Source organism: Nocardioides sp. NPDC058538, assembly GCF_042719275.1.
Classification (GTDB): Bacteria; Actinomycetota; Actinomycetes; order Propionibacteriales; family Nocardioidaceae; genus Nocardioides.
This window is the reverse complement of the sequence record NZ_JBHXNY010000002.1, coordinates 142,762-155,639: the sequence shown is the minus strand read 5'-3', so window position 1 is coordinate 155,639 and position 12,878 is coordinate 142,762. Positions and strand designations below refer to the sequence as shown.

General features: G+C 68.0%; 10 protein-coding genes and 1 pseudogene. 5 read left to right on the top strand and 6 right to left on the bottom strand.

From position 1 onward, the window contains the following. Positions 1–4 precede the first annotated feature (4 nt). Genes ACFWQC_RS02710 through ACFWQC_RS02700 form a run of 3 tightly spaced genes read right to left on the bottom strand, consistent with a single transcriptional unit; the run spans position 5 to position 3,632 of the window. The gene (locus ACFWQC_RS02710; protein WP_378672703.1) at positions 5–1,213 is read right to left on the bottom strand and encodes an acyl-CoA dehydrogenase family protein; all 1,209 of its coding nucleotides are present in this window, start codon (positions 1,211–1,213) and stop codon (positions 5–7) included. Continuing rightward, positions 1,210–2,442, bottom strand: coding sequence for an MmgE/PrpD family protein (locus ACFWQC_RS02705; RefSeq protein ID WP_378672700.1), 1,233 nt, complete (start codon positions 2,440–2,442; stop codon positions 1,210–1,212). The genes ACFWQC_RS02710 and ACFWQC_RS02705 overlap by 4 nt, the downstream gene beginning before the upstream one ends. Then, a complete protein-coding gene (locus ACFWQC_RS02700) occupies positions 2,439–3,632 on the bottom strand; it encodes a CaiB/BaiF CoA transferase family protein (RefSeq protein ID WP_378672697.1) in 1,194 nt (397 codons plus the stop codon). Before ACFWQC_RS02700 ends, ACFWQC_RS02705 begins: the two co-directional genes overlap by 4 nt. A gap of 275 nt (positions 3,633–3,907) precedes the next feature. Between ACFWQC_RS02700 and ACFWQC_RS02695 the strand changes: the two genes are divergently transcribed. From ACFWQC_RS02695 to ACFWQC_RS02680, 4 genes are all read left to right on the top strand, one after another. Then, positions 3,908–4,666 carry a GntR family transcriptional regulator gene (locus tag ACFWQC_RS02695; protein ID WP_378672694.1) on the top strand — a complete coding sequence of 253 codons (759 nt, stop codon included), beginning with the start codon at positions 3,908–3,910 and terminating at the stop codon, positions 4,664–4,666. Positions 4,667–4,779: 113 nt separating this feature from the next. Then, positions 4,780–5,772 (top strand): DctP family TRAP transporter solute-binding subunit, encoded by a 993-nt coding sequence (locus tag ACFWQC_RS02690; protein WP_378672691.1) that lies wholly within the window; start codon positions 4,780–4,782, stop codon positions 5,770–5,772. A gap of 31 nt (positions 5,773–5,803) precedes the next feature. Then, positions 5,804–6,412 (top strand): TRAP transporter small permease, encoded by a 609-nt coding sequence (locus ACFWQC_RS02685; protein WP_378672688.1) that lies wholly within the window; start codon positions 5,804–5,806, stop codon positions 6,410–6,412. Further along, positions 6,409–7,695, top strand: a complete 1,287-nt coding sequence (locus ACFWQC_RS02680; RefSeq protein WP_378672685.1) for a TRAP transporter large permease — start codon at positions 6,409–6,411, stop codon at positions 7,693–7,695. Before ACFWQC_RS02685 ends, ACFWQC_RS02680 begins: the two co-directional genes overlap by 4 nt. Before the next feature lie 183 nt (positions 7,696–7,878). Here ACFWQC_RS02680 and ACFWQC_RS02675 read toward each other — a convergent pair whose 3' ends face one another. Together ACFWQC_RS02675 and ACFWQC_RS02670 are read right to left on the bottom strand one after the other, a co-directional pair. Next, a complete protein-coding gene (locus tag ACFWQC_RS02675; protein ID WP_378672682.1) occupies positions 7,879–8,781 on the bottom strand; it encodes a sulfite exporter TauE/SafE family protein in 903 nt (300 codons plus the stop codon). Between the two features lie 147 nt (positions 8,782–8,928). After that, positions 8,929–10,191 (bottom strand): prolyl oligopeptidase family serine peptidase, encoded by a 1,263-nt coding sequence (locus ACFWQC_RS02670; protein WP_378672680.1) that lies wholly within the window; start codon positions 10,189–10,191, stop codon positions 8,929–8,931. A gap of 286 nt (positions 10,192–10,477) precedes the next feature. Between ACFWQC_RS02670 and ACFWQC_RS02665 the strand changes: the two genes are divergently transcribed. Continuing rightward, a complete protein-coding gene (locus ACFWQC_RS02665) occupies positions 10,478–11,365 on the top strand; it encodes a bile acid:sodium symporter family protein (RefSeq protein WP_378672677.1) in 888 nt (295 codons plus the stop codon). Positions 11,366–11,584: 219 nt separating this feature from the next. Here the strand turns inward: ACFWQC_RS02665 and ACFWQC_RS02660 are convergent. Then, positions 11,585–12,799, bottom strand: a pseudogene (locus tag ACFWQC_RS02660) (MFS transporter); the annotation flags it as partial. Positions 12,800–12,878: the final 79 nt, after the last annotated feature.

Here is a 12,878-nt window from a genome sequence, read left to right as displayed (position 1 = left end):
GGGCTCACCGGTACCAGTCCTTCCCACGCTTGATCAGCTGCTTGGCGATCACGTTGCGCTGGATCTCGTTGGTGCCCTCACCGACGATCATCAGCGGCGCATCACGGAAGTAGCGCTCGACGTCGAACTCTGTCGAGTAGCCGTAGCCGCCGTGGATCCGGACCGCGTCCAGGGCGATCTCCATCGCGGTCTCCGACGCCAGCAGCTTGGCCATGCCGGCTTCCATGTCGGCGCGCTCGCCGGCGTCGTACTTGCGGGCGGCGTGCAGGGTCAGTTGGCGGGCAGCGGCCAGCTTGGTCGCCATCTCGGCGAGGTAGTTGCCGATCGACTGATGCTTCCAGATCGGCACTCCGAAGCTCTCGCGCACCTGCGAGTAGGCCAACGCGTCCTCGAGAGCGGCGCGGCCGACACCGAGCGCTCGGCCGGCCACCTGGAGGCGGCCGATCTCGAGGCCGCGCATCATCTGAGCGAACCCCTGGCCCTCCCGATCCCCGAGCAGTTGCTCCTCGTGCACCCGCAGGTCCTCGAAGACCAGCTCACAGCTCTCCACACCCTTGTAGCCCAGCTTGGGCAGGTCACGGCTCACCGTCAGGCCGCCGCTGTCGTCGGCGTCGGTGTCCTTCTCCACCAGGAGGATGGAGACGCCCTTGTGCCGGGGCTCGGCATGCGGGTTGGTCTTGCACAGGAGCGCAACCAAGCCGGACTTGCGGGCGTTGGAGATCCAGGTCTTCGACCCGTTGACGACGAACTCCGAGCCCTCGCGACGGGCCACGGTACGCATCGCCTGCAGGTCCGATCCGCCGCCGGGTTCGGTGAGCGCCATCGTCGCACGGAGCTCACCTGTGGCCATCCGGGGCAGATACTTCTCCTGCTGGGCGGGTGTGCCGTAGTCCTGCAGCAACTTGGCGACGACCGAGTGGCCTCCCATGGCACCGGCAAGGCTCATCCACCCCCGGGAGAGCTCCTCGGTCACCCGCACGTAGCAGGGGGCGCTGACCCGGGCATCGCCCCAGGGCTCGCCGATCGCCAGACCGTAGATTCCCATCTGCTTCATCGACTCGATGAGCTTCTCGGGGTAGGTATTGGTGTGCTCGAGCTCCTGCACGACGGGTTTGACCTCACGGTCGACGAACTCGCGCACGAGCTCGACGATCTCGAGCTCCTCCTCACTCATCCCGTCGGCACCTGCGGTGCGCAGCAGCTGGTCGCTCATGGAGTCTCCTCGAGTTCTTCGTGGTGGTGGTCTTGGTCGGTGGTCAAGTTGCGCCTCAGGATCTCGGCGGCGCCGTCCCAGGTGATGTCGGTGGCGCTCACGTCGCTGCCGGCCAGGCAGATGGCCAACTTCTCCCCCATCTCCTCCGGCGTCGGTGGACGCTGCGGAGACCCGGGCGGATACTGCAACCGCGCCTCGTGGGGTTCGTCGCCGACGTGGACGACGACGTGCACCTCGCCGGCCAGCAGCCAGTCTCCGGAGTCGTCCACGATGGTGTCGACCAGCTCGACGAGGCGGCGGGCCTCGGGGCGGCGGACCGCCGCGTCGGAGAACTCGGCGAAGCCGTGCTGTTGGTCGAGCACCGCTGTGGCGACGGCGTACTCCAGGGAGAACTTGCCCTGCAGTCCGGTCTCGGGTCGGTGATGGATGAGCGGGTGGACGGTGGCCGCAGGGGTGTGCACCTCGACCCGGCGTACGTCGGCAGGGTCCAGGTCGACACCGGACAGGGCCTGACGCAGAGCGGTGATCGGTCGCTGCAGCGCATAGCAGGCCGGGTAGATCTTGATCGCCAGGCCGCCCGGCACGGCGGGCCCCGAGCAGTCGACGGTGGCCGCATCACCCCCGAGCAGCTCGATCCAGGCGTCGACGGCGGAGGGGTCGGCACTGGCGCCTGCCGCAGCGAGCTCGGCCGCGCGGATCCCGGCGTCGGCGGCGAGTCCCACCTGGAGCGACTTTCCGTCGGTGCCGAAGGCCCGCTGCACACCGCCCGCCGCGGGGACGGCCAGCGCCATCGCTCGAGCCAGCCCCTGGGCGTCCAGCCCACGAGCCGTGCCGGCGACCACGGCCGCGGCGAGGGCACCGGAGGTCGTGGTCGCGTGCCAGCCGGAGGAGTAGTGACCCCATCCCAGCGCGACGCCCAGCCGGGCCATCACCCCGGCGCCCGCGAGGTAGGCGCGGGCACTTCCGCCGGTGGCGAGGGCGACCGGCACGCAGACCGTGCTGATGTGGGTGGTCGACTCCATGTGGAGGTCGTCGTAGTCGATGACATGACTGGCCGTGGCCCACTGGCCGGCCTCTCCCAGCACGTTGCAGATCGAGAGGATCTGCTCGTCGCGAGCCGCGAGCGCTACTGCGACGGTGTCCTGCAGCGCCCGTTCGGCGAGGGCGAGGTCCTCGGTGGTCGGCTGTAGGCCGGCGGCCCACTCGGCGAGGCGTTCTGCGGTGGTCACGGCTGGCGCTCCTGTTCGTGGGTGCGGGCATGCTCGGCGCTCGAGCCCGTCTCGGATAGACCGAGCTCGGCGAGGATGGCCTCGGTGTGCTCGCCGACCGTCGGGATCGGGTCGAACCGCGGCTCCACCCCGTCGGGCATGGCCGGTGGCAGCAGCTGGCGCAGAGGGCCGGCCGGAGAGTCGACCGTGCGCCAACGATCACGAGCAGCGAGCTGAGGGTGCTCGGCGAGCTCGGCCACACCACGCAGCCGAGCGTTGGCGATCCGTGCCTCGTCGAGTCGGGCGACCACCTCCTCGGCACCCAGGTTCGCGAAGGCCGCCTCCACTGTCTCGGTCAGCTCTGAGCGATGGGCCACGCGAAGCGAGTTATTGGCGAAACGGTCCGCTCCGGCCAGGTCCGGCTGCTCCAGCACCGAGGAACAGAAGGTCGCCCACTCACGCTCGTTCTGGATACCGAGGAACACGAACTCACCCCCGGCGCAGGCGAACGGCCCGTACGGCGCAATCGCCGCGTGCGAGGCACCCGAGCGGGCCGGAGCCGAACCTCCGTAGGTCGCGAAGTTGAGCGGGAAGCCCATCCACTCCGCCAGGGCTTCCAGCATCGAGACCTCGATGGTGGCCCCTTCTCCGGTGCGCAGCCGCCGGATGAGCGAGGAGAGCACGCCGGTGTAGGCATACATGCCCGCGGCGATGTCGGCCACTGAGATCCCCACCTTGCTGGGGGTCTCCGGGGTGCCTGTGATCGAGACCAGACCGGCCTCGCACTGCACCAACAGGTCATAGGCCTTCTTGGACATGTAGGGGCCGACGTCGCCGTAGCCGGAGATCGACACATGAACCAGCTCCGGACGCCGGGCCCGCCAGGTCTCCGCGTCCATGCCCAACCGGGCTGCCGCCCCGGGAGCCAGATTCTGGACGAACACGTCAGCCCGGTCGACCAGCGCGCGCAGCGCGGTGATGCCGGCCTCGCTCTTGAGGTCCAGCGTGATCGACTCCTTGGAACGGTTGAGCCACACGAAGTGGCTCGAGAGCCCCTTGACGGTCTCGTCGTAGCCACGCGCGAAGTCGCCCGGCCCTGGTCGCTCCACCTTGATGACGCGAGCCCCGAGATCGGCCAGCTGACGTGTGGCGAAGGGGGCCGCCACCGCCTGCTCGAGCGAGACGACGGTCATCCCTGCGAGAGGTAGCACGTGAACACTCCTGGGAGGGTCGAGGAAATGTACGGCCATTGTTAGATCTGGCCGTACATAAAGTCAATAGGCGCTTCCGGTCCTCTCCCGCGCGCCACCATCCCGCCGCCCCAAGCACTAGGCCCCCGCTCAGCGGAGAAGGATAAGTGACCATTGACACATCCGGACATGCGTTCCTAATATGGCCGCACCAATGATTCGAATGGCCGGTCATTGCCGACGAAGCTACGGACCAACGTCGTCGTCGGTCCGGCCCCGATCCGACCCGAGGTGCCATGTCAGACCCCGCACGTCGCCCCACGAAGGGCGAGACCGCCTATCGGGTCCTTGCCGATGAGCTCCGCGACGGCATCGCGAGCGAGTCCTTCGCCGGAGGTCGCCTTCCGACCGAGGCCGAGCTGGCCCAGACGCACGGGCTGAGCCGCCAGACCGTACGCCGGGCGATGCAGGAGCTGGTCAGCGACGGCGTCGTCTATCGCGTCCCCGGACGCGGCACCTTCGTGAACGAGAACGGCGGCCAGTACGCCCGGAGGTTCGGGTCCGTGGAGGACCTGATGGGACTCTCCCTGGACACGGAGTTCGATCTGGTCCGTCCGCTGCGACGCCAGGTAGACGTCGCGGCCGCCAGCCGGCTGCGGCTGGAGAACGACATCGTCTGGACGGTGGTCTTCCGACGGCTGCACGACAACGTCCCCTTCTGCCTGACCACGGTGCACCTCTCACCGGAGGCCGGCCGCCTCCTGGTCGATCTCCCGGAGGTCACCGAACCGGGCACGCGCAGCCGCGCCACCGTGATCGGGCTGCTCGACAGCCGTCTGGACTCGCCGATCGCCGACGCCGAGCAGAGCATCACCGTGGCCCCCGCCACCGAGCTCGCCGAGGAACAGCTCGGCTGTCCGCCGGGGCAGCCGCTGCTGCGCATTGAGCGCACCTATGCCGACACCGAAGGGACACCCGTCGAGCTCGCACTCAGCCAGTTCCTGCCGGAGCACTACTCCTACCGGACCAAGCTGCGGCGCAGCCTCCCCCGCTGACGCCACCCACTCTCTCCAGTCACGGACCGCCGTATCCGACGGCAGGCCCGTGGAAAGGACTCTTCATGCTCTCCAACCGACCAGTTCGTGCTGCCCTCGGCACGGTCGCAATCATGACCCTCGTCCTGAGCACGACGTCGTGCGCCCTTCGGGGCGCCGGCGCCCGCGACGGCGACGGCTACGTACTGAAGTTCTCCCACGTCACGACCACCGAGACCCCGAAGGGTCAGGCAGCAGAGAAGTTCAAGGAGCTCGCCGAGGCCGAGTGCGGCGACCAGCTCACGGTGGAGATCTATCCCAACTCCGAGCTCTACGGCGACGAGGACGAGATGCAGGCGATCCAGTCCGGAGCAGTGCAGATGGTAGCCCCTGCCAGCGCGAAATTCACCACGATCGCCCCCCAGCTGCAGGTGCTCGACCTGCCCTTCCTCTTCGACACGCTCGAGGACGTCCCCGCCATCACCGCACCCGGCACCCCCGTCGGAGACGCGATCTATGACAACGACGACCTCGCCATCCGCGACATCAAGGTGCTGGGCCTGTGGGACAACGGGCTCAAGGTCCTCTCGAGCAACACCCCGATGGCCACCCCCGAGGACCTCGACGGCGTGAAGTTTCGGATCCAGCCCTCCGACGTGCTTCGCGGCCAGTTCACCACCTGGGGCGCCGAGGCGACCCCGATGGCCTTCGCCGAGGTCTACAGCGCTCTGCAGCAGGGCGTCATCGACGGCCAGGAGAACCCCTACTCCAACATCGAGTCCCAGAAGATGAACCAGGTGCAGAAGTACGTCACCGAGTCGAACCACGGCTACATCGGCTATGTGAACGTCATCAACCAGGAGTTCTTCGACCTGCTTCCCCCTGATGTCCAGACCTGCGTCACCGACGCTGCCGCCGGCGCCGCGGACTTCAACCGCAGAAGCGCCGCGCAAGTCAACGAGGACGCCAAGGAGGCGATCCTGGAGTCCGGCACCACGGAGATCGCCGAGCTCACCGACCCCCAGCGCCAGGCGTTCAAGGACGCTGTCGTCCCCCGCGTGTGGAAGAAGCACGCCGACGTGATCGGCCAGGACCTGATCGACGACCTGCTCGCCGAGCAGCGCTGAGCGCCGACCCCATCTGGAGGAAACGATGTCCATGCTGAACTCTGTCCTGAGCAAGCTGGAGAACGTGCTCGCCGCCGGCTCCCTGGCCGCGGCCGCCGCATTGGCAATCTTGCAAGTGCTGCTTCGTACGCTCTTCGACCAGGTCCTGTTCTGGTCCGAGGAGGCGATCATCTACCTGGTCATCTCGGCGACCTTCTTCGGCGCCGTGATCGCGCTGCGACACAACGAGCACGTGAGCGTCGACATCCTCTCGACGCTCCTGAAGGAGCGCGGCCGCCGCGTGCTGGGCTACGTCGCCGTCCTGCTCACCCTGTTCTACTTCGGCGTCGTCGGGTGGTTCGCCTGGGTGTTGATGTTCGAGCCGAGCTCGAGGCTGACCAACACCCCCGCGCTGGATCTCCCTTTGTGGGTGGTCATGCTTCCGGTGCCGATCGGCTTCACGCTGCTCTTTCTGCGCACGGTGGAGATCCTCGGACGCATGCTCCGAGGCCGAGATCCCTATCCCGAAGCGGCCGAGACTCTGCTGGAGGCAGAGGGCGGTGCGCCTCTGGACGAGAGCCAGCTCGAACCTGACGATGCCGACGGCGAGCGGCTCGATACCGACCAGCCCGGTGAGGACGACAAGGGGAACGACCGATGACTGCCGCCGCGATCGCCCTGTTCGTCACCCTGTTCATCCTGCTGTTCTCCAGAATACCGGTCGCAGCAGCGCTGGGACTGACCTCGTTCGTCTACATCTTCTACTTCACCACGATCCCGCTCACCCAGATCCCCGAGACGCTCTTCAACGCGCTCAACAGCTTCCCGATGGCCGCGATCCCGTTGTTCGTGCTGGCCGCGACGGTCATGTCCTACGGGGGCATCAGCGACCGGTTGATCAAAGCCGGCCTGGCCGCCGTCGGCCAGTTCCGCGGTGGACTGGCGATCACGACGGTGCTCTCCTGCGTCTTCTTCGCGGCGATCTCCGGCTCGAGCCCTGCGACCGTGGTCGCCGTCGGCACCCTGATGATCCCCGCGATGATCAACAGCGGCTACGGCAAGGACTTCTCGACCGGTCTGGTGGCCACCTCCGGCTCCCTGGGCATCCTGATTCCGCCGTCGATCCCGCTCATCGTCTACGGCATCGCCACCGAGCAGTCCATCGGTGACCTGTTCGTCGCCGGGCTCGTCCCTGGGCTGCTCGCCGGTGTGATGCTGCTGCTGATGGTTCTGGTGGTCTCCCGACGCCGCGGCTACGGCACCGGCGAGGGGGCCATCACCATGACCCGCGAGGAGAAGATCCAGGCCATGCGGGACTCGATCCTGAGCCTCCTGCTCCCGGGGATCGTCCTCGGCGGCATCTATGGCGGCTTCTTCACCCCGACCGAGGCCGCAGCGATGGCGGTCTTCTACTCCCTGATCGTGTCGGTCTTCGTCTATCGCGAGCTGTCCGTCAAATCGCTTGGAGAGGTGCTTCTCAAGTCCTCGCGTATGTCCGCGATGATCATGTTCATCATCGCCAACGGCATCCTGTTCTCCTTCGTGCTCACCGCCGAGCGCATCCCCGGACAGGCGACCGAGGCGATGACGGCCATGGACCTGGAGCCCTGGACCTTCCTGCTCCTGGTCACCGTCATCCTGCTCGTCGCCGGCTGCTTCATGGAAACCTCCAGCGCCATCTTGATCTTCGCGCCGATCCTCTTCCCGATCGCCATCGAACTGGGGATCGACCCTGTCCACCTCGGCATCATCATGGTGATGAACCTCGAGATCGGCATGCTCACGCCGCCGCTGGGCTTCAACCTCTTCGTCGCCAGCGGGCTGTCCGGGATGAGCGTCCTTCGAGTCGCCAAGGCGGTGATCCCCAGCGCAGCCGTGCTCTTGGTGGCATTGCTCCTGGTCACCTTCATCCCCGAGATCAGCCTGCTCCTCGTGGACGGCTGAGATGGGTGACCTTGCCGCCGGGCGTCTGCCTCTCCCGCAGGCACCCGGCGGCGCATGGTCCGGCTGGTCGATGGCAACGTGTGCCGCCCGAGCGTGTCGCCCCGAAGCTACCCGCTCCCGCCGACACCGTGGCGGCTCGTAGCGCCCGCCTCGCGTCCTGGGCGCCGCGGTGACGGCTCCCCGTCAAGCGTTGGCAGGTTCGGAGGCAGGCTCCTGCTCCTGTTCCGAGGAGCCGGTGAGCCTGCCTCCGGCCTTGCGCACCGCGATGGTGACGATGACAGCAGCGACGGCGAAGAGCACGCCGTAGGCAGCGACCGACTCGGCCTCGAAGTTGCGCAGCAGCGTACGTCCGTTGGTGACCAGGATGATGCTGCCGACCAGGCCGCCGAGGACGGGCAGCGAGAGGTGCTTGACGAGGTAGGCGGCGAACGGGGCAGCGATCACGCCACCGATGAGGAGGCCGGCGATGACGCGCCAGTCGAGCGCCTCTCCGGCCAGCCCGACGAGGAAACCGACACTTGCCGACAGGGTCGTGACGAACTCGGCGGTGGAGACCGAGCCGATCACCTTGCGCGGGTGCAGGGTGCCGCTGGAGATCAGCGTCGGCGTCGTCACCGGGCCCCAACCGCCGCCACCGGTGGCGTCGATGAAGCCGCCGAAGAGACCCAGCGGCGCGAGCAGACCCAGCCCGGGGCGACGACCCGGGATGAAGACCGGCGGCTTGCCGAAGACGAAGCGGGCGATGATGTAGACGCCCAGGGCGAGGAGGAGGCCGGCCACCCAGGGTGTGGCGCTCTCGGTGGAGATGCTGGAGAGGACGGTCGCACCGGCGAAGGCGCCGATGCCGCCCGGGATCGCGATCTTGGCCACGACCTTCCAGTCGACGTTGCCGAGCCGCCAGTGGGACACGCCCGAGACGAACGTCGTGCCGACCTCGGCCAGGTGCACCGACGCCGAGGCGACCGCAGGTGCGACCCCGGTCGCGACCAGCAGAGTGCTCGACGTGACGCCGTACGCCATGCCCAGCGACCCGTCGACCGCCTGGGCCGCGAGACCGACGAGCGCGAAAATGATGAGCCGCTCCACGCGAACCTCCTGTGTGGGATCGGAGACGGTGAGATAGTCATGTAACTCGATTTACTATAAATGATCGAGTCAATGGCTCTGGAATCGTCTCGGCCACCGGCCGGCTGCTGGTACGCCTGCTCGAGGACGTCGTGTGACGCGGACGGGTCAGCGCTTCGTCGACGCCATCCACTCCCAGAGGCTCTGTCCGTCGTGGCTCGGATCGTTGCGCGCCACGTAGATCCAGGACCAGTGGCCGGGAAAGCTGTTGCCGCCCCAGGTGACCGAGTCGTACAGGCTCATGATCGAGCCGTCGATCCGCTCGTGCGCGTAGACGGTGTTGGCGTAGGAATCCAGGGTGGTGTCGTCGGCCGAGGCCACCAGCCACGTCGGCGTGGTCATCGCCGCGAGCTCGGCGTCGGAGATGAAGTACGTGTCCGAGCCGTCCCGGGCACCGATACCGCAGCAGATCGGCGTCGAGGTCGCGAACACGTCCGGATGCTCGGCGACCATCTTCAGCGACATGTAGCCACCGTTGGAGCAGCCGACGACGTGGATCCGGCGCCGGTCGATCCGGCGAGTCGCGGCGACCTCCTCGATCGCTTCCATGACGAGCGGCGCGAATCCGTCACCGTCGAGCATCCACGCGGACGTCGACTGCGGCGCGAGCACGTACGCCCCGCCGAACTGAGCCTGCGCCTCGGGCGTGGCGAACCCGAGCGCACCCCGGTTGGCACGCAGCTGTGTCTCGTTGTCGTAGTAGTCGTAGCCGTCGGTGAGCAGACCGCCCTCGCCGCCACCGTGCAGCCAGACGACGAGCGCCGCACCCTCGGGGCCGCCGCCCCGGGCAGGAGAGAACAACCGGTAGTTCAAGCCGGAGGCGGTCGTGTGATGGTCGAACGCGTCGACCTCCCGGTCGGACAGCGGCCCCTGCCGGAAGGAGTCGATCACGATCCGACCACTCCCCGCGGCGCCCCGCAGAGGCTCGACCTGGGTGATCGTGTAGTCGAGGTCCAGGAGGACGTTTCGCCCGTACGCCCCCAGGTAGCTCAGCGTGCCCCCGCCGGCGACGCCCCAGCCGTGCGCGAGCGTCAGGGTGACCTCGTCGCGGCGGGCCCAGCCTGCCGCGGTGACCACCCGGTCCTGCTCGTAGGCGACCTCGCCGGTGAGCGGGTTGGTGGCCGCGACGTGAACGGCGAACGTGTTCGTCGTGAGCGAGGACCGCTCGGCGCGGGCCAAGGAGGCCGACGAGATCCGCACCGACGTCACCTGCTCGCCGCCGTCGAGCACCTCGGCGACCGGCGTCACCAGTCCGTCGCCCCTGGCGCTCGGGGCGTTCACGGCGGCGGCAGCAGAGGTGCCCAGCAGTGCCGAGGCGCCGGCTGCGGCACCGGAGGCGAGGACGGAACGACGAGTGATCGAGGTGCGCATGGGGGGCTCCTTCAGGCGGGGGACGACGTCGATGTCTTGTGAACTGCGTCACATTCGCCCAGGACGATAGTGATCCTCCGAGGACAGGCCAACGGTTGTGGTCCGGTCAGTGGTCCGAGCCGTACGCAGCCGCCGCATGCCGAAAAGGTGGCTCGCGGCAGCGGACTCGTCGTCGGTACGGCAATTTGTCCGGATAAGGGTGTGGCCCGCCCCTTCGACATGGTCCACTGTGACGCACATCTCTCCGGCCGACCGTGGCGGCCGTCCCGCACAACGGAGGAACACAGTGAACGACTCGGCCCTGCTCTCGGTCGGCCTCCCCATCGCCTTGGCCATCATCATGTTCGGCCTGGGTCTGAGCCTGACCCCGGGAGACTTCCGTCGGGTCGTACGCACCCCGCGAGCCGTCTTCGTCGCGCTCACGCTCCAGATCGTGGTTCTGCCGATGATCGCGTTCGGACTCGTCCTGGTCGCGGACGTGGATCCGCTGATCGCTGTCGGGGTGATGCTGCTGGCCGCCTCGCCGGGCGGGACGACGGCGAACCTGTTCAGCCACCTGTTCCGTGGAGACGTCGCGCTCAACGTGACGCTGACGGCGGTCAACTCGGTGCTCGCGGCGGTCTCGATCCCGTTGATCACCAACGCCGCGATCAGCTACTTCGGCGCCGGCGACACCCTGGGGCTGCAGTTCGGCAAGGTCGTCCAGGTCATCGCGATCGTGCTGGTTCCGGTCGGCATCGGGATGCTGGTGCGGAGCCGGTCAGCGACGTTCGCCGCACGGGCGGATCGTCCGGTGCGGATCTTCTCGATCGTCGTGCTGGTCATGGTCTCGGTCGGCGCGATCCTCGGTGAGCGGGAGAACATCGCCGACTATCTCCGCGAGGTCGGCGTGGTCGTGACCCTGTTCTGCTGCGCGAGCCTCTGCCTCGGCTACCTCGGCGCTCGGGTGTTCAAGCTCGGCCAGGCGCGGGCGATCGCCACCTCGATGGAGGTCGGGATCCACAACACCACCGTCGCCCTCACGATCGCGCTCAGCGTGCTCGACAACACCACCGTCGCGATCCCGGCCGCGGTCTACAGCATCGTGATGTACGTCCTCGCCACCGCCTTCGGCTTCCTCATCACCCGCTCGCGAGCGGCGCGGCCCGCCGCGCCGCACGACGTCACCACCTGACCCCCGGTTCGCATCCTCGACATCGCCTCGGCGCGGGAACGAGTACCAGGCTCCGACCGCGCCGAGGGCGAGCAGGAACAGGCAGACCAGCGTGAAGGCCGCGTTGACCGCCTCGACACCATCGGCCGGGACCTTGGCGGCGAGCACCGCCTCACCGAGCCCGGGCGGCAGGATCGCGGCGAGAAGCGTGAGGGCGACGGCAAGGCTGAGTACGTTGCCGGTGTTCTGCAGCATCAGCCGCGTGGCGTTGACGACACCCAGCGCGTCCTCGGGTGCGCGCTCCAGGAGGACAGTGGCATTGGTGCCGATGAACAGACCCGTCGCCAGGCCGACGATCGCGAGCGTCCCCATCACCATCCAGGTCAGCTCGAGATGGATCGCGAGTGCTACCAGGGCGACGCCACACGTACCCACCACCGATCCACCGGACATGATCTGATGCGGCGTCCAGCGGCGCGAGAGCCAACCGAGTGTCAGTGAGGCGCTGATCATCCCGACCGGCATCGGCAGCAGCATCATCCCCGCCGTCCCCGGGGCGACGCCGACGACGCTCTGGAAGTAGAGGCTTGCCAACACGATCAGCGGGAACCTTCCGGCCCCCGTGAAGAAGCCCGCGAGAAAGAGCTTCCCGACGCGGCGCATGACGGTGATGTCGAGCACCGGCGCCGTCGCGCGCCGTTCGACGAACAGCAGGACCGGGACCAGGAGGACCGATCCCACGACGCACCCGATCACCAGGGGGTGCAGCCACCCGAGGTCGGTGAGTGACGTGATCCCGAGGGTCAGCATGACCACGCCGGCCATGATCACCAGGTTGCCGGGGAGGTCGAGACCGCCGGCGCGCTTGACCACCACAGGTCGCGGCAGCAGCACATGTCCCGCCACCAGCGCGATCAGGCAGACCGGCACGTTGAACCAGAACACCCACTGCCAGCCGACGTGGTCGGCGATCAGCCCGCCGACCGTCGGCCCGACCAGGTTGGCGGTGGGGAACGAGGCGGCGTACAGGCCCATCGCGCCCCCCAGGGAGGAGCGCGGGAAGGCCTGATGGATGAGGGTGGCGCCGTTGCCGATGAGCACCGCGCCGCCGATCGCGGCGACCACCCGGAGCCCAATGAGCACCTCGACGTTCGGAGCGAAGCCGGCCAGCAGGCTCGCCAGCGAGAAGAGGACCAGCCCACCCAGGTACAGGCTCCGCTGGCCCCAGACGTCACTGAGTCGGCCGAAGAGGAGCAGGCAGGCGGTGTTGGCGACCATGTAGGAGAGCAGGAGCCAGCTCCCCTCTGCCGAGCTCACCTCGAACTCCCGGCTCAGCGTCGGCAGCGCGACGTTGAGAGAGCTCGCGTTGAGCGCCATCACCGCGCTGACCAGGCAGACCACGATCAGGGTGGAACGCGCAGCTCCTGTCACTTCGGTGGGTTCGGACTCGCTCATTCCACCTCCTGCGCCGTCCGAGACGGCGCCACCTGCGTCGTACGTCACGGCACGACCCTGCGCCGAACGGGTGTCACGG